Here is a 19,394-nt window from a genome sequence, read left to right as displayed (position 1 = left end):
GCGCTCATCATAAGATAGAGTAATGTTACTCGTAGTAATACATTATTTATTCTGAATATAAACGATATAAGTTAATTAATATAACTATGGCGCTGTTTCATTTGAATGTCTCTAGCATTGGTAAATCATCAGAAAGTTCTGCTGTTGCCAGTGCAGCATATCGTAGTTGTAGTAGCTTAGTGCAATCAGTTATAGATCCACAAACTGGAATAGAAGTTAGATACTTACACGACTTTAGTAACAAAGGTGGCTTAGCGTTTAGTCAGGTACTTGCGCCTGAAGGACTTGACTCTTGGTGCTATAATAGAGAGCAATTATGGAATAAAGTTGAGCGAAGAGAGGCGCATATTAAAGGAAGATATGCGCGAGATATTAAATTAGCTTTGCAGAAGGAGTTTACTTTAGAGCAGAACATCCAAATATTGTCTGAATATGTAAAAGGTATCTTCGTAAAAGATGGAATTATTGCAGATGTAAATATCCATATGGATGACGTAAATAATCCTCACGCACATATAATGCTGACCACTAGATCTGTGATAAGAGATGATAATGATAATTGTGTATTTGGTAATAAGAATAGATTGTTAGATAGTAAAAGCTGGTTAGTTTGGATTAGAAATAATTGGGCGGATATTAATAATAAATATTTTCAAATATACGATATTGATAAGACAATAACCCATGAATCTTATAAGACTAGGGGGTTTGAATTTATTCAGCCTACAATTCATGAAGGTGCTACAATCCATGTTGCATCAGAAACAAAGGTTTTAGATAGGGCAGAGTATAATCGAAATATAGTTAAGGCAAATCTTCATTATATTAAAGAGAATCCTGATGAGTTAATTCAAGCTTTAGCTAAAAATAAAGGTGCAGTTAAAGGAGGGTTCTCTAGAGTAGATTTATTTAGAGAAATTGAAGTGTTTTTAAATGATATAGCTCTACGTAATGGAGAGCATCAGATATTGATTGTTGAAGCAAGAGAATCGGTTTTAGCTAGATGTGATGCTATTTTTGCTAAAATAAATCAATATGATATAAGTCTAGATTTAGATTCGCAAACTCAGTCTCAGAATCAGTTCAGCCAGAATATCGACAGTCCAAATGATATCTCATATGAGAATGTTACTAGTTTAATAGAAGATTTTTATCTGAATATTGAGAATAAAGTCAAAGTCAGTGATGAGGTTGAGTTTATTAAAAATAATTTGATGAAGTTAATAGAAAATGCTAGCAAAGGAAAGGCTGTCTTTAATAGTTCAGATCTCGCTAAGTCTCTTGATACACACCTGACGCAAGCTATCTTAAGTGAGTTGGATTCAGAAGATACTGAGAAGCTTAATAAAGTCAAAGATGAGATCTTAAAGAAGTATAATGAATTGCTAAGAGGGTTAACTAGCTCAAAAGATATCGTAAAGTTAGTGGATAGTGACTTGGGCGGCAAAGAAGTATTTACAACTAAAGAACAATTAGCTTTAGAAAAGGAATTCCTAGGAAATGTAGAATATTTAAGTAAGAGCAGGCAGCATAGTCTTGGTTTAGAGAATTTAAGTCCAGAGCCTAAAGGTCCTAAAACAAAGCTTGTTGAAGGATTATCCAATGTGTTGACTCCTGAAGCTGGAGTATGGCTTGAAAATATCTTAACTTTTTCTGACGGCAAATCTAAGAGAGTTGTTTTAAGTGATGAGCAGGAAAAAGCAGTTCTACGTCTAGTTAATGGAGGAGATTTAATTGCTTTGAGTGGGATGCCGGGAACTGGTAAAAGTACAGTTATGGCTAAATTAGTTCAGGAGTATAATAATCATGGCTATGAAGTTGTTGGAGGGGCCATATCAGCTGTAGCTGCACTTAATTTAGGAAATGAAGCGAATATAGAATCATATTCCTTATCCAAATGGCAATATGATTGGGAGCAAAGAGCAGAACTTGAAGAGAATGGGGAAGAAGTAAGAAAGTTGCTTCCTCAGCTTACAAGTAAGAGTGTAATGATTATTGATGAAATGTCGATGGTTGATTTGAAGACATATAATTACTTCTTAACAGAAGCACGGAGGGTTGGGGCCAAAATAATTCCAATAGGAGATAATAACCAGTTTGGTGCAATGATATATGGTGGAGCATCAGAGAAAGTTACTGAAAAATGTGAGGTTGTAGCGCTAACAGAATTATTTAGGCAACATGAGCCTATAGATAAAGAAATTACTAGAAAGTTAGCTAATTACAAAGTGGACGAGGCTATAGTTCTTTTAGATAGAGAGGGGAGAGTAAAAGTAGGGAATAATCCTGATATGATTAGAAGTGAACTTGTTAATCATTACATTGAACAAGTTCATCAAGAGAGTGATTCTGGCACTAAACAAAAAGGTCTGAATAAAAATGATACAAGAATAATCATCGCATATAGTAATAATGAAGTTAAAGAGCTTAATCTTAATGTGCGACATAGATTGTTAAATTCAGGTCTTCTCTATAGCAAAACATACGAAGCTGGAGGAAGAGAGTTTAAAGGTAAGAATGGATTTATTAAAATAGCTTTAGGTGAACAGATAGTATTTACTAAAAACCATCGTTATCTTGGAGTGATGAATGGTCAGTTGGGTAGGGTAGTTAGTATTGTTGATGATTCTAGGTTTAAAGTACAATTGCTTGGTAAAGACGCAAAAGGAGAGCCTTTAAATAAAACTATTACTATCAATAATGATAAGTTTGATAGTTTTGATTATGGTTATGCAATTACTGCTCATAAGTCTCAAGGAAGCACCTACGATTATGTTTTTCTCCTACTAGATTCCTTAGTTGGTTATGAAGCCTTCAATGTAATGGCTACACGTCATCGGATAAGTAGTACGTTTTATATAGCTAAGGAAGTTCTAACTAATATTATTTCGCGTAAGTTTGATAATACTAACGAGCTGTTCGATCATAGTAATGAATTATTGGATAATAAAAATTCGGCATTATTTGAATTATTAGCTAGAAGAAATCCAAATACTCTAGCTCATGATTATATTGATTACGATAAAAAGCCAGAAGTAGTTCAAATCAGAGAATATCTTGAGGTAAGGAACAAAGCTTCAGATATTTATCGACAATTACTTGATTGGCAAGAGAAGGAAGATAAGGCAGGAAGAAAACAAGAATTATGGCAGAATAAGGAGCTGTGGTTAGAGTTTAAAGAATTAAGAGCGTTGCGTCAGCAACATGCACTAGAATTGGTAGAAGGATATCCTCAGTATCAAAAATATATTAATTCTTCGGTTATAAATTATGCAACATTACTTAAGCATGCGGATATGGCAAGTATTGAGTTTAATTATACCAATAATACACAAGTTCATAACAGTATTATATCTCAACAACAGTCTTACTTAGCTCATGGTAGCAATCTGGGATATCATGAACTCACTAAGCTTCAAAAAGAATATTTAACTGATTCAAATAAGCATAATAGTAAGTTGATACTGTTGAAAGTAGAAGACTTAATAAGTCTACAGGAAGACCATAAATATAAGCTAAGTAGTTTAAGTAGCCAGATTTCTAAAGCAGAGAATAAGAAATGGGCCTTAGAATCAGAGCTTAAATCACATGTCTATTATCGTGAGGATATGAAGCATTACCTTAATAAGACATATAAAGATGGAGCTAAGCAGGTATTATCTAAATGGGATGAACTTCATAAAAGTTTGGGATTAGAAAAGGCATTATTAAGGGTGAAGTCTGAACCTGAAGTTTTAGGTAGTTTAGTTGGTACAGGCTGGGGTACTAAATTAGCAGTGAGTGAAAAAAGAGCAATTGCAGTATTTAATTTAAAAACCCTCACTAATAGATTTGTAGGTTATGAGCATTCGATAGTACAAGAACATAAATTAAGCAAAGAAATAACTAATTTGGAAACTTCTGAGCTTATTCCTTTAAAAACTCAATATAAGGAAGCGAGTTCTATTAAATTACTGGGTCCGGCACAAGAAAAACATTTATATGAGTTACAAACACATCGTGAAGATTTGAGCGGATATCTTAAGGGGCATGACCAGAATTCATATGCTATAAAGTCTCAAGAGGCTTCTGAATTAAAAATCGAGAAAACTATGACAACAAGATCAATATTTAATCAAGACAAATACTACAACAAATATTCATATGAGGAGCTTCACGATAGGTTGTCAGGAGATATGGTGAGTCTAGCAAAACAATTATTGCCTAACATAAGCAATAAGGAAATAGAAATTCAAAAGCATAAAATTATCTGTGGAAGTATACAGATAGAAAGAGAAGGTAATAAACGAGGATTATGGTATAGATTTAGTAATGGTTCCGAAAAAGGAGATTTATTTGATTTAATCAAACTATCACAAGGATTAGCTAATAAAAAAGAAGCAATTGAGTGGGGTAAATCCTATCTTGGATTAGATAGAGACATTAAGTCTAATGCTCAAATTAAAGTAGATACCACGATGTCAGAAGGGGAGCAACTTACCGAGTTTAAAAAAGTTCCGGCTTTTAAAGTATTAGCTCCAGTGCCTAAAAATGCAGTTATCTTTAATCCTAAATCAGTGTTTGCATACCACTTGAAAAACAAAGCAGGAGAAAACAAACAAATAGAAGGAGTTTATGCTTATAAGAACATTAAAAATGAACTCTGTGGCTATGTAGTGAGAATTAAGGATCTTGAGTCTGGTAGTAAAGTTACCTTACCAGCTGTATATACTGAAAACACAAAGGGCATTAGAAGTTGGAGATCAAAAGGTTTAGGTGAGGAGCGCTGTCTATACAATGAGCAACGGTTATCTAATAGTAATAAACCAGTATTGATTGTAGAGGGGGAGAAAACAGCAGATATTGCACAATCTCTTTACCCAGAGTTTGATGTAGTTACTTGGAGTGGGGGAGTGAACGGATTTAATAAAACTAATTGGAATGTATTACAAGGTAAGCAAGTTACAATCTGGCCAGATAATGATAAACCAGGAATTAATGCAGCACATAATATTAAATCCTTATTAGAGAGCAAAGGCATCACCAAAGCATCTGTTGTTGACTTAAGTAAAATAGAGTTTTTACCAGAAAAATGGGATTTAGCAGATAATATACCTGATAAGGTAAAGCAATATCAGGTTATCGGAGCTTTATATGCGGCAGAGGGGATTACAAAAGATACTAGAATCACTGAGACTATTAAATCTTATATAGAATATCGACAAGAATCTTTGAAAGAACAATCTGCTACTAAAGAAATAACAAGCTTAAGTCTCTATATTAAAGAAAAGGAAGTTAATAAATGTAGACTACACTTTGAGGAAAAGTTAACCAAAGGGAATCTACAGTCAAATGCGGTATTATCTAATTATGATAAAGCGTTCATAGATATTAATGCAAAGGAATTAGTAAATGACCACATTAAAAGCTTAAACTTATCACCGGATGCTATGGCAGAAACAATTAGTAGTCAGGTCCAACATGACCTAGGGAAGATATATCAGACAGTGCCAAAAGATCTGTTAATGAAAGTAACCAAAACTGCAATAGAGAGTTCGCAGCAGATAATAGCTGAGCATAGTCATAATCAAAACACTAAACTAAACTTTACCAAATCGGATTTACCTGTCTTAAGTTTATCTTTAGCATCTGATATTATAGATCATCATAATAAATCAAATAGTATTGAGTATAACAATATTGATCCTACGAATATTAATAACCAAGGGCACCAAGAACATCATGGGATGCATCCTCAAGATCGTAGTGAGATTGAACATAATAATATAACCAACATGATCAAGAATTCATTTAAGATGAGGATCGAGCAGGAATTGCATAACTTTGAACAGCATCAACAGCATCAGCAAGTAATACAAAAAAAGATGAGTCAACATCAAGGAATAGAAATGTAGCATTTGAAACTTTAATGTGCCATTATTAAGTTCTCATTTAAGGAGGATCTTTTGTTGAGCTAAAGTTAAGTTAACTTTATTTTAGTCTAGACTAATCTGTAATATGGTGTATATTAGTCATAATAACTAAAGGATGGTTTTTATGCGTAGAATATATACTAGTTTGATACAAGAGCATCTTAGTCAATATGATCAAATGGCCTTTTTATCTGGAGCCAGACAGGTTGGAAAAACAATGATTTCAAAGGCCTGCGTTAGTGATTATAATCATGAATACCTGAATTGGGATAATTTATCTCATCGCAATAAAATAATGAATATATTAAATGATGAGTCTTATTTTAGTAATAAAAGATTGTTATCTAACCTTCATGATAACGTTTTTTTAGTTTTAGATGAGATTCACAAGTTAAAGAATTGGAAAAATTCTATAAAAGGTCTTCATGATGTGCACAAAGACAATGGTTTAAAAATTATTTTAACAGGAAGTGCTAAACTCAATATTTATCGTCGAGGCGGAGATAGTATGATGGGTAGATACTTCAATTATACAATTCACCCGCTTAGTGTATCTGAAATTAAAAATGTTGATTTAAACAAGGATATAATTAATTATCCTCAAGACATTAAAGAGGCATACGATGTTTTGTTTAAATTTGGTGGATATCCAGAAGCCTTTTTAAAACAAACAGATAGATTTCATAAAATATGGCAGAAGACAAGATTTAAACAGTTATTTCGTGAAGATATTAGAGATCTTGAGGATATCAAAAATCTGGGGCAATTGGAACTATTAGCCAGTCTATTGCAATATCAAACAGGTGGTATGCTAGTATATTCTAATTTAGCAAATAAGATTCAAATGAGTCAAAATACAGTAAAACATTGGATTAATTTGTTAGAAAACTTCTATTTTTGTTTTACTATAAAACCATGGTCACAAAATATTAGTAGATCAATAATTAAAGAGCCTAAGATTTATTTATGGGATTGGTCAGTTATAGAAGATGAGGGAGTAAGATTTGAGAATTTCGTTGCTTTACATTTACTGAAGGCAATAAATTTTTGGAACGAAACAGGTGTAGGAGAGTATGGTTTATATTATTTACGCAACAAAGAACAAAAAGAAGTAGATTTTTTAATTAGTAAGAATAACCAGCCTTGGATTTTAGTAGAATCTAAACTTTCAAACAATAATTCAATTTCAAAGAATTTGCTCTACTTTAGAGAAAAAACAAAAGCTCCTTTTGCATTTCAAGTAGTTCATAATTTAGATTACATTGATCGCTCTTGTTTTGAGACTAAGAAACCAATGATTGTTCCTGCGAGGACTTTTTTATCACAATTAATATAAAGTAGATGTATTTAATATATAGAATCAAATTATCTTCAAAAGTTATCGGAAGCAAAGTATGGTACTTTTTCATAGAATAAAATTATTTGATATACAATATCATAACATAACACCTCTTAACTTCTTAGTATTTTAATGCTCTCTGTCTTAAATCATTGCTATACGTTTTTGTCATTTTTCATTTTAGAAAAACACAACAACATATCTAATTCAACCTAAATTACTATAGATTAAATAATAATATTATCTTTTAGAAAAGAACTTGCATAATGGTTAAATTTATTTAATACTGAAATCTTAGAATATTCTAATGGATATTATTATGACAAGTAAAGGTGACATAATAAGCTATGGTGATGAATGTAGCCTCTTCCGGATAAAACGGATTTTGTTGCTATGGAGACTGGGAGGGCTAGAATAATGTTCTCTGAAAATGTACCTTCCTCCAAAAACTTCTATATAAATCAAAAATTTAAATTTAATCTACTATCTCCTCTAAATATACTCAATTCCTCAAATTACTTAATTATCAATAAATATCAAAATTATCTTAAATCTCAAATACAAGAAGGTTATTTAGTATTTTGTACTTCAAATAAGAAACCAAGAAAGCAACTTAAGTTTAATATTTATCTAAAAATTAAGCGAGTTGTAGAGAGAGCTATATTTAGATTCAATATATTGTTTTATCCAAAATTATCGACATTTATGAGGGGGAGCTTAATGATCGAGATAATCTCTTTTAAAAAAATAGATAATTTCATATTTAATAAGCAGGAAAATATATGAAAAAAGACCAACTAGGTAATAAAACTACTGTATCTCCGTCAATATCATTAAATGGGCAATATATAAAGGAATTGCATTTTGAAAATATAAACTCACCCACATCTTTTTCTCCACAAAAAGAAAGTCCAAAGATTGAAATTGCTATCAATTTTAATAATAAAAACGTAGGGGAAAATACCTATGAGGTGATCTTAGTAATAAAGTCTAAGGCAATATCTCAGGATGAAAATAATATAACTTTATTTGACGTAAAATTAGCCTATGCTGGATTAGTTACCTTAAACGATGTAATAGATGAAGAACAAAAAGAAGCTATTTTAAATATACATATTCCAACTTTACTATTCCCGTATGCACGACATGTGTTGTCGGATGTAACAAGAGATGGTGGGTTCCAGCCTATAATGCTTGAGCCTATGGATTTTGCAGCAATACATAAAGAAAGGAAACAACAAAAAGAAAAGCATAAGGATTTAGTGAAAGAGTAGAACATAATAGGCATAGTGGAGTTATAGGTAATTATTAAATTATTGTATAACTACTTACAAGAACTGTAAAAACTATTGCTAAAATTATAAAAGCTATTTTGAGTTATGTACACTCATAATATTAATGTTATTAATATATAAATATAGAGGTTATCCATGTCCCATTTAGTCATAGATTCTTTAGTTCAAAATAATCAAGCTTATTTATTAAAGAAGTATAATGTAAGTGACTTTTTTCAGTCGTCAGATTTTATTGGAGATTTTAATGGTGATGGAATAGATGACTTTGTTTTATCTGCTCCTTTCCAATATTCAACAACTCCAGGTAGTGATAGTAAAGGGTATGTTATATATGGAAATATTGAGAATGCATTAGACTTTGATAATTTCACACCTAATGATGGTTTAGTTTTAATTACGCCTTCTTACAATTATACGTATGAAGATGATTCATACCCATATTCAGATATTGATGGATTTGCAAATGGACATACTTTGTCTTTTGCTGGGGATTTTAATAATGATGGCTATGATGATATACTTGTTTCTATTTTCTACTACAACAACACTCAGGGAATTCACTATTTGGTTTATGGAGGAGTATATAATTCTTCGAGTTTATACTTGGAAGATGTAGACTCTTCGAGAGGTTTTGCTATATATGGAGCTGAAAACACAAAAACAGAAGTTTTAGCTCAGTATATTGGAGATCTTAACGGTGATGGAGTAGATGACATAGCCATACATGAGGCTTCAGCGCACCCTACAGTAAGTATAATTTATGGCAAGAATAATGCGCAAGATATTTACTTGAATAGTTTAACTTCAAGTGAGGGATTTAAGATAAAGGCCCAAGATTTTCTTGGGTATTGGAGAATGTTTGATACGATTGGTGACATTAATGATGATGGGTTTTCAGATATAGCTATTGCAGCATCAGATTTTGCTGAAGATTCCTCAAAGGTATTTGTTATCTTTGGAAGTAGTATGAATAGAGATATAGACCTTAACATGTTTAATGCAAGTATAGGGTACAATATTACAGGTTTTAAGACAGAGTCTATGGTAAGAGGACTAGGTGATATAAATGGAGATAATATACCAGATATGCTCATAGGTTCCCATAATGAAGGTTCTAATTATCAAGGTAGATTATATGTAATTTTTGGTAATAGCACTAATTTTGAAGGTTTTGATGTTAAAGATATAAATGATAGAGGATTTATTGTTAGTGGAAAAGGTGGTTTTGATCAAGTAGGTGAAGTTATATCTAACGGTCTAGATGTAAATAATGATGGATTTAACGATATTCTTATTGGCTCTTCGAATGATGTTGATGGGGCTTATGTAATTTTTGGAGGAACTAATACATCCGATATAGATTTAGGCATAAGTTCCGATAGATTTCTTAGTATAGGAATGGCTTCTGGGGCTGAGGCTAGGTCTGTTAATGGTGCCGGAGATTTTAATAATGATGGATATGATGATTTTGTAATAAGTTATAATTTTTACGACGATAACTATAACCATATTCAAGAACATTATTTAGTGTTTGATCTCTACAATACTTCTCGCTTTGCTACAAATTTTCCGTCTGTGAGTCCAACTTTGAGTTCCACCTCTGCGTCTACTACTTTTTGTCCAAGTATTTCTCCATCTGTGATGTCTATAAGTCCTACCTATAGTATGCCTACTGCTATTCCTACTGGGTTTACCCAGCTAACTTTATCTCCAACTTCAGCTTTGACTTTCTCAGATAGTGTTGCACAGAACATAGATCTAAGCTCTGTGTATAATATAATTACAGGTTCAAATGCACATGACAATGTCGGACTTTCAGTTGATAGTGCAGGAGATATAAATGGAGATGGTTATGATGACATTATGTTAAGCTCTATATATGAAAGTAGCTTTGCTGGTAAAGTTTATATTATATTTGGACGGTCAGCAAAAGTAAGTAGTTTAAATGTAGGAAGTATATTAGAAACGCAAGGATTTTCAATTACAGGTGGCAGTAGTTACGATTACTTTGGGACTACTCTGAGTGCTGCAGGAGATGTGAATGGAGATGGTTATGATGATATTATTATAGGAGTCCCATCCTCCAGCAGTGGAGATGGAAAAGCTTATGTAGTTTTTGGTAAAGCTTCAGGTTTTTCTGATGTTAATGTTAATGCATTATCGAGTACAGAAAGATTCACTATATATGGGGCGCAAGATAGTAGATGTGGATCTTCAGTGGGCCCTGCAGGGGATGTAAATGGAGATGGTTATGATGATATTATTATAGGGGCATCTGATTCTGAACAAGTGTATGTTATCTTTGGAAAGAGTTCTGGATTCTCAAGCATATATCTGAGTAGTTTATCTAGTAGTGATGGGTATATTATTTCAGGAAATGATATAGGTTCTGCTGTAAGCAGTGCAGGAGACTTTAATGGAGATGGCTATGGAGATATTATAGTTGGTGCTGGTTCATCCTCTCCTAAATATAATAACGAAGGAACAAGCTATATATTATATGGTAAAGCTTCTGGGTACTCTAATGTCGACTTAATGAGTATTACGATAGATCAAGGATTTTATATTATTGGTGATAATTATAATGATCAAAGTGGACGTACTGTTTCTTCATTAGGTGATTTTAACAATGATGGGTATGACGATGTTGTGATAGGAGCTCCATTTGCGTTGTCTAACAAAGGAAAGAGTTACGTTATATATGGAAATAAAACAATTAACGCTAACATAGATTTATCAAATATTGACGCAGAACTTGGAATGGAGATTATAGGTTCGTTAAGTAACGGTAATTTAGGTTCTTCATTGAGTGGAGCTGGAGATGTAAATAATGATGGTTATAGTGATGTTATAATAGGAGCAAATTCAGCTTCACCTAAATCATTTCATGAAGGAGTTAGTTACGTGCTTTTCGGTCATCCAGAGAAGTATAGTCAGTTAAGCTTAGGGTCTTTAACAGAGGCGCAAGGTTATAGATTAACAGGAGACAATTATAATGATGTTAGTGGAAACGACGTTGGTGGGGGAGGGGATTTAAATAACGATGGTTATGATGATGTAATTATTAGCGCTCCTTTTGTAGATACTGGACTTGATGATAATGTGGGAAGAGTATATATAATATATGGATCTGCCTCGTCTATTTCTAGAGAAATAGACGGTGGAGGCGTTTATATTGGTACTAGTTTGAATGAAGATTTTATAATTGACTCATTAAGCGATGTTACTCTTACTGGAGGCAAAGGAAATGATCTATTTACAGTTAAGCCTAATTCTAATACACAAACTATCATAACAGACTTTGATAAAGATAATGAAAGAATAGATTTAAGTTTTTTTGATAATATACAAGGAATTGATGATCTAACCATTACTTCTGGTTCAGCAATGGTAAATTTAGGAAATGATCAAACGATAAGGTTACTAGACCTAGATCCATCAGACGTTGCAGAAGATAATTTTATATTTGCTCAAAATAATAATGATGATAATGAAGATGGAAGCGGTATTGATACTAGTAATTTAATTGAATATGGAATTTTAGCAGGAGTTGGATTGGTTGCTTTAACCGTATTAGGTTGTTCAGGATTTGCTGCTTATAAATGTTGTTGCTCAAATTCTAATAAAGGCACAGTTGCGCCAACGTATGAGTTAGCATAAATGATGCTATAGCTCTTTGGTTAGTCTGTTAAAAATTATTAAGAGGTAAATTATGACTTCCTCTGTATATAATTCATTATATTTATCAGATCTAAAATCTTCACAAGGCATATACATCAATGGAAGCAAGAGTAGCAACTTGTGGACAGGACTTTCTTGGATTAGTAATGCAGGAGATGTAAATGGCGAGAGGGCAATGCTAAACAAGGATACCTAGCGCTTCAGATTTATAAACTAAAATAATCAAAGAAGCAAAAATCATATCGAATGCTTTTGAAAATCTGCGTGTCTTTCTATTGAATCTAGCAAGATTTAAGCTTAGTAATGAGTTTTTAGACTCTACTAATGATGTTTCGGCTTTACTAACTACGTGCCGTTTGGCTAATTTATAGTAACCATAACCTTCGTAACCATCAGTACAAAGTATTTGAACTTTGTAGCCTTTCTTTTTGAGTCTTTGGGCCATTCTAACATAAACCCATTTTTCTCGATTACGACCAACTACAATATCAATAATTTTATTCCTGTTTCGGTCCACAGCAAGCCATACGTAAGCTTTTTGCTCTTTTTTTGGTAAAAAGTAAAAAGCTCATCAACTTCCAATATGGCGATATCTTTTGCGTGTTCTGGAATCTCTGAACTGACCAAATGTGCCTTAAGCATTCTTCCTAACTTTCTAATCCAATGAATTAATAGCGGCGTAGAAATTCCTTCGGCTCGCTCGATTGTCCTCAGCCCCACGCCTTCTGTATATAGCTTTATTGCTTTAAGTCTTTGTTCTATTGAATATCTCTCTCTTTTGTCGCCTTCGCTAAAAAGTCTCTCGCAATTTTTGCACTTATATCTTTGCTTTTCTTTAGAAAATCCAGCTTTACGATAGTTGCTATCTCCGCAATGCTTGCATATTAACATCATATTATCCTCTTGCTAACGGTTATATGACGATTATTATATAATATTGTATTACAAAAAAATATCCTTATTTAGCATAGCCATGCCTGAACCATTATTAATTTTTGTTTGCAATATCAAAAAATACACGCTAGGATTGAATTTTATTACTCGTGTTAGTGAAAAGTAGCTATGGTAACAAGACTATATGATTTGAGCTATTTAGAAGAAAAAGATGGAGGTTGTGATTATGCGGCAAGACTCTGTTAGAATTGTCTCCGAACGATCGACAAGATTTTACATCTCTAGTCTATTCAACTATATTTACACTATCTTACCTTCAACACTCTACAATCAAGCAAAACAAACCACAGAAATTTATAACAATGTACTAGCCAGCAATTTTTATCCCGAGGTAATGCAATTATGAGCAATCAAGCCTGGGATAAAATCACCCAAACACATGATCTCTTCAAGAAGATCATTATTTTTGTTTTTTTGTACCTACTATTAAGATGGCTTATTGATTACTACTTTCTATACGAGAGAACAAAGTGTGATTATATCAATGTTCTGTTACAAAAATATGTGGACTGTTATATCAACTTATCATCTGGAGCATACGACAAAAGTCTAAGTTTATATAATTGGAAGATTTATTGAGATTTTTGTTATTGAATTGAGCTGGCAATAAAAAATACAGACAGAACACAGTTACTTTGAGGGATGAAAAAAATGAAAAATTATTATGATATTCTAGATGATCATTCATCTGATGAAGACTTAGTTATTAATAATAATGTTAATGTGGAGGAAGCAATGGGATACCCAAATCAACGACCTAACCCTGATCCTAGATACAATAAAGGATCTAAAAAACAATCATCTAAAAAACTCTTAAAACCTATTGACAATCCTGCAAACGATGAAATGAAATTATTTCAGAAAATATTTAAAATTAAATATGGATGGGATGTAAAAATACGTAGTGATGAAGCTACTGAACCAAACAAAGACTGGTTATACATCGGAGTAGAAGAGGATAAATATAAAAAAAATAAGTTGTACTTGATTGATAACAAATCAAAAATGCCCATTACTCATCCTGTAGTAGAATTTAATAAAGTTGTGGCTAAAATTAAAAATGGCGGCCACGGCCTTACTATGCATGAAGTTGATGTTATTGCAAAAGTAATAAAAAAGACAAGCATACACTATAAAAACAATTATTCAGTAACATATAATAAAGCTTTCCCCATTATAGGAGAATTAATTGATGAAAAACTGAAAGATCCAGAATCGGTTAAGACAAAGGAGCATACAAGAATTATGAATGCTTTATTTAAGTATTTAATCAATGTAAATTTAACAAGCATATTATCAAATCAGCAAATTAACTTAACTTATTATGACAACAACATCAAACCAATCATTAAAGAGTTAGCATCAATTTTTTTAATTCACTCTGAATACTTTGGATCTGCAAGACACACAGCCATTGCTATTTGTGAAGAAATATTGTTGCGTTATAACTACAGCAATGAAGTAAGCAATCAGTTGTACTATGCTCTGGCTAATTTACATTCTTATGCTGGTGCTGGTTGGAGACGAGAAAAATATAAATTAAAACTCAAAAGCAATAGTGATCTTTATGGTGAAATTCAAAAGAATAATGAAGCAAGCCATAATGGTTTAAGAAGGTTTATTGGAAAAGCTGAAATACAGCCTAACAGAAAAATAGATTCACATAGCTTAAATGTATTTGATATAACGGTGACAGAAGAGGAAAGCAATCATATTACTGGTATTGCACCAAGTGATTCAAAACAAAATTTAGCAGTGTGGGATAACATTAAAGATTTTTCTGTGATTACAGGAGTTAATGGTATAGGTAAAACAAAAATACTAGACTCTATTCACGAAGAAAAAAAAGCAAAAATGGAAAAAGCGGTAAAAAGCAATGATCAAGAAATATCACTTAAAGACCATTATCATTTATATGCTGATTCTGAATCAAATATATTAAGAAATGTTTTTGGTAGAAAAGGATATGATTTTAAGTATGAATATGTGTATGAGAAACTAATTTTTTATCTAGATACTGATGATTATGTAGAAAGAGAGAATGTAACAAAAAGAGCTAAAAAAGATATTAACTGTAAGATAGCTTTAGTATTAGCTGATAAAATTCTTTGCAAAATGATAAGTCCAGGTGAAAACAAAAAATGGAACGAGATACTGGAAAGCTTGAGTAAAAAAACAAAATCAGAGCAGGAAAAAGAGCTAAAAAGTATAATTAATGAAGAACATATTCTAAAAGTTGCAGAACATTTGGTTTTTATACAAAATTCTATTGTAGAACCAATGGCTTTTGCCAAACATCTTTGCTATCAGCACCTTCAAATTGTCATTAATAAATACAGCGCAGAAGAAATGATAACAAAAAAAGAAAATGATCCAGAATTTGATGAAAAAGCCAGTGAACATTGCATGAAGCAACATGGAATTATCCCCCCTATAAAAATAATTAACAGCTTACTAACAAATTATCTCCCCAATTTTATAGCAGAATATAAATATATTCCTTATGCTAGATTTAAGTTCACTAGAAATGAAGCTGAGTTACCTAGGGAATCTGAAATAGTGATATCATTAAATGATGGTAAGTCGCCTTCCTATAAAGTAAATAAAGATAAAAAAAGTGGCGAAATATATAAAGACAGTGAGACTAAACGAATTTCTGATGAATTGTACAATTTTTTATGTAATGCTGATCCAAAAACTAGCTTAAATGAAAAACAGAAAAAAGAAATATACGATTTTATAGGTTTGTCTCATACTCCTGGTCACTACGAATTTATTATTCGTAAAATTGGAGATAATGAAGAAGACATTCACCCTCAAAATCTATCTTCAGGGGAGTTAGTGGCTATTAAAATTCTACTTTGGTCATATGTTTCAAGAGGACTAAATTTTGAAGATCATCAGAACCAACTTACTATAGATATGCTTGATTTAGCAAAGTTATATGTAAATGGAATAAATGGAGGTAATCCTAGAATTAACTATGAAACCTCTAGTAACAAAATTATAGAAGCTAAATATACATTACCTCTAGATTTTATTGGGCTTCCTGTTGACAGTTACGTAGAATCTAAAAATCCTGGCGCATCAGCTCAAAACTATCTTATAGAGACAGCTTCATTATCATCAATACAAAAAAATTTATTGCTTAAATGTTTATGGCCTAACAAAATAAAATTACTTCTTTTAGATGAAATCGATAAACATTTTGATCCTAAGCTAAGCAAAGCCTTGATGGACATACTAAGAAACGAATTTATGCATGAGAATGGGAAATCTCAAATTATTATGACAACTCATCGTGTTGATACAATAGCGTTAGCCCCAGAAGGATCCATTTTCACAATAGAGCAAGATAATAGTGGAATTGCACAAATTTCTAAAACACATCCATTATTAGCAATGTTTAGGTTAACAGGGAACTTAAGAGAATTTACAAATATACATTTTAAAGTTTATACAGAGGCACCAGATGATATGAGATTTTATGAAGGGATATATTCTTCATTGAAATCATATTCGGATCAACAAAGATTTGCAGTTAATGACAAATTCATAGCTTGGACACAAGAGTATACAGATAAATCTAGTTGGAAGCAACAAATCATATCTCGCCGTTGTCAGCCATCTTTCCACTCTACTCATTCGCAAGATAACGGTGGTGGAGGCGGTAAAGCTGGAGTAGCCACTATGACATTGAGAGGAATTCTATCTTCAAAGAAAAAACATGAACAACAAGGTGATCCACTTGATAAAAAAGTAAAAACCTTTAGTGATTCAAGACTAGATTCCCCTTTTGGGATTATAGATAGAGACTTTACAAAACACAAAGAGAAAACAGATTTTAAACTAGAGCTAAAAGATAAGGTGTTAATTTTACAAAGACATAGTATTGAGAGCTATTTATTGGACCCATTTATTATTTGTTCTGCACTGAATGTAGAAGATATTAAAAAAATTGGAATAAGCGATAATTTGCATCACGCTTATGATAGATTAACAAGTTTACAAAAAATATTATTAAACTTAAAAGCTGAATTGGATACCAGATCAAATTCTATAAATAATTTTGTACAGAATTATTTTATCAAGTTAGTCGAATATATTTCAGAATTAGTACCAAGAGATAAACGTCCAAATATAATGAAAGTGGCGTATTTGCATTTATATTTAGATAAAGTCATTGAAATATTACATAACGAATTGAAAGAGAAAAAGTCAAATATTTATCTTAAAGACCTCTTTAAAATTGTAAGAATAGAATTAAGTAATAAAAAAAAATTTGGTTTCCTTGAAGGAAAAATTAACAATGAGCTAGAGGATGCCTGCCAAGAAATTAAAGAAGAATCTATAAAAATAATAAATTTTTTATACAGTACTAATATTAATATACCTAATAATGAACCTATTATCAGTACTGACCAATCTGATTTATTAAAAGATACTGTTCCTATAAAAATAATTTTAGGTAAAGATTTATTAGTAGAAGTAGCTTATCCTAGAATTGTACTATATATGCGAGGCCACACTATTGAAAATTTTATTATGTTTAATTTAGATATGTCCGATGAAAAAAAATTCAAAGAATATTTATTAGAACAAATTCAAGAAGTTGATAATTTATACATTCCTTACGATTTAGCAGAAACATTTTTTGAGTTAAATGCAAAATTAAGGTTGCAGATGAATTCTATCATCAAAACAAAAAAAAATAGTGAGGATGCAAATTCAGCAAGCCATGATAAAGATTTTCTTCATAGCATAGAAGATAATGCTATTATATCGAATATACAGAATTTACACATAGATGATGAATTATCAAATCGAGAATGTAAGCGATCAGAAGATGAAAAAAGCATTCTATCTTCTACCGTAAGAGATACAAGTATTAGTTCTAATAATCAAAACAACCAAAATGGAGAGAGAGATTCTAACGGCTCAAGTCCACCTTTATGCATTGATGCAAGCATACATGATCCTAATTACCATAAACCTTTTGAAAAACTGGGTGTTAATCTTCAATCTATTGGAACTGAAGTGAGTCATAATATTATTTCTAGTGTTTATTATATTATGGATAATATTTATGTTAAAAATGATAATTCAGATAATCATCCAGCTCCATTAATGATAGAAGATAAATCTCATATCAAACCTCAGTCAAATGAAAAAATTTCTGTCAACTTTAATGACCTGCTTTATAAAGCCACAATATCGTTTAAAAGTCTAGATTTTATGGTTGATACATTTAGGTTTATTAATGAACCAAGCGTTGAGAATGCTCAAAAAACCTTGCGCAATGTTATTCATCTACAAAGTATTTTTGTAGGGAATAATATGTACTCTATGACTTTAAGTTTTATAGACATAACAAATCAACTTTCTAAAGGTAATGTCCAAGAGGCTGGGATACAAGCGATTACAACAATTAGCTATGTGGCGATACCAACGATGTTAACATATACAGGTATACCGTATTTAGGCTTTGCTTATGGAGGCTTAATGGCTGGATATACTGGATATTATGTTATAACCAATGCTTATTCTTTATATTCAGAATATGGCACTGTTGAGTGGCAACTCAAGTCAGCTGTGGCCTATAAAGGTCTATATGAGGTTTTCGCTAATTCTCCACTGCAACATACTTATGATTTTGCTTCAAACGCTAAGTGGTATGAGATTGAAGCTAATACCATTAAGCTAGAAATAGAAAAAGCTCAAATTAAGAAACATTTAGAGGCAAAAGGTGAATTTGGTGAGAAGTTATATGAAAATATCTATGCTCACATATTAGAAGCTAAATATAGTAATTTAGAAATTAATCATATTGCTCTAACTATTGGAGAACAGTATTATGAACATTGCATCTCTATTGCCTCAGTAGACAGTAATGATGATCATTATAACTGCTATAGTGAGGAACTGGAAATATTGGATCATGTTATTATAGGGGAAGATGGAATCGTTCTTAATATAGAGAAGTTATAAAATATAATGCAGAGTTTGCAAATGGTGAAATTCACCTACCGTTAGGTAGAAGTGCAAACTCGTCCACCGTTATGTATGGCGTAGAAAACCTCACTTTTTTGCATGGAGAAAAGTTCGTTTTTGGTACCATCCACTCCACCATTCTCCGCTGAGTTGAACACACTCTCCACTAATATTTTGTTGTTTCGTTCTCCATGCGCTACAACCCAGTATCTGCCTAGTTTT

8 protein-coding genes are annotated in these 19,394 nt (G+C 31.9%); 6 read left to right on the top strand and 2 right to left on the bottom strand.

What is annotated here, in order from left to right; translation table 11 throughout:
* Positions 1-86: 86 nt before the first annotated feature.
* The 5 genes from N4A31_03615 to N4A31_03595 all read left to right on the top strand — a co-directional run bounded on the left by N4A31_03615 (position 87) and on the right by N4A31_03595 (position 12,423).
* Positions 87-5,894: a MobA/MobL family protein gene (locus tag N4A31_03615; GenBank protein ID MCT4635322.1), complete on the top strand. Its 5,808-nt coding sequence runs from the start codon at positions 87-89 to the stop codon at positions 5,892-5,894.
* A 142-nt stretch (positions 5,895-6,036) separates the two neighbouring features.
* A complete protein-coding gene (locus N4A31_03610) occupies positions 6,037-7,248 on the top strand; it encodes an AAA family ATPase (protein ID MCT4635321.1) in 1,212 nt (403 codons plus the stop codon).
* A gap of 785 nt (positions 7,249-8,033) precedes the next feature.
* Positions 8,034-8,525: a protein-export chaperone SecB gene (secB, locus tag N4A31_03605; GenBank protein ID MCT4635320.1), complete on the top strand. Its 492-nt coding sequence runs from the start codon at positions 8,034-8,036 to the stop codon at positions 8,523-8,525.
* Between the two features lie 156 nt (positions 8,526-8,681).
* Positions 8,682-12,206: an integrin alpha gene (locus N4A31_03600; GenBank protein MCT4635319.1), complete on the top strand. Its 3,525-nt coding sequence runs from the start codon at positions 8,682-8,684 to the stop codon at positions 12,204-12,206.
* Positions 12,207-12,258: 52 nt separating this feature from the next.
* Positions 12,259-12,423 carry a hypothetical protein gene (locus N4A31_03595; protein MCT4635318.1) on the top strand — a complete coding sequence of 55 codons (165 nt, stop codon included), beginning with the start codon at positions 12,259-12,261 and terminating at the stop codon, positions 12,421-12,423.
* Here N4A31_03595 and N4A31_03590 read toward each other — a convergent pair.
* Positions 12,406-12,744 carry an IS1 family transposase gene (locus N4A31_03590; GenBank protein ID MCT4635317.1) on the bottom strand — a complete coding sequence of 113 codons (339 nt, stop codon included), beginning with the start codon at positions 12,742-12,744 and terminating at the stop codon, positions 12,406-12,408. The genes N4A31_03595 and N4A31_03590 overlap by 18 nt on opposite strands.
* A complete protein-coding gene (locus N4A31_03585) occupies positions 12,708-13,121 on the bottom strand; it encodes a hypothetical protein (protein MCT4635316.1) in 414 nt (137 codons plus the stop codon). Before N4A31_03585 ends, N4A31_03590 begins: the two co-directional genes overlap by 37 nt.
* 711 nt (positions 13,122-13,832) lie before the next feature.
* On the opposite strand from N4A31_03585, the gene N4A31_03580 reads away from it, so the two are divergent.
* Positions 13,833-19,169 (top strand): ATP-binding protein, encoded by a 5,337-nt coding sequence (locus N4A31_03580; protein ID MCT4635315.1) that lies wholly within the window; start codon positions 13,833-13,835, stop codon positions 19,167-19,169.
* Positions 19,170-19,394: the final 225 nt, after the last annotated feature.

This window comes from Rickettsiales bacterium (assembly GCA_025210695.1).
Taxonomy (GTDB): domain Bacteria; phylum Pseudomonadota; class Alphaproteobacteria; order Rickettsiales; family CANDYO01; genus CANDYO01.
Note: the sequence above shows the minus strand (reverse complement) of the source record. Positions and strands in the feature narration are given on the sequence as shown.

Excerpts from the sequence above, each read along its gene's own strand:
- N4A31_03610 (MCT4635321.1), top strand. The coding sequence starts at position 6,037 with ATGCGTAGAATATATACTAGTTTGATACAAGAGCATCTTAGTCAATAT.
- N4A31_03600 (MCT4635319.1), top strand. The coding sequence starts at position 8,682 with ATGTCCCATTTAGTCATAGATTCTTTAGTTCAAAATAATCAAGCTTAT.
- N4A31_03615 (MCT4635322.1), top strand. The coding sequence starts at position 87 with ATGGCGCTGTTTCATTTGAATGTCTCTAGCATTGGTAAATCATCAGAA.
- N4A31_03580 (MCT4635315.1), top strand. The coding sequence starts at position 13,833 with ATGAAAAATTATTATGATATTCTAGATGATCATTCATCTGATGAAGAC.
- N4A31_03595 (MCT4635318.1), top strand. The coding sequence starts at position 12,259 with ATGACTTCCTCTGTATATAATTCATTATATTTATCAGATCTAAAATCT.
- N4A31_03585 (MCT4635316.1), bottom strand. The coding sequence starts at position 13,121 with ATGATGTTAATATGCAAGCATTGCGGAGATAGCAACTATCGTAAAGCT.
- secB (MCT4635320.1), top strand. The coding sequence starts at position 8,034 with ATGAAAAAAGACCAACTAGGTAATAAAACTACTGTATCTCCGTCAATA.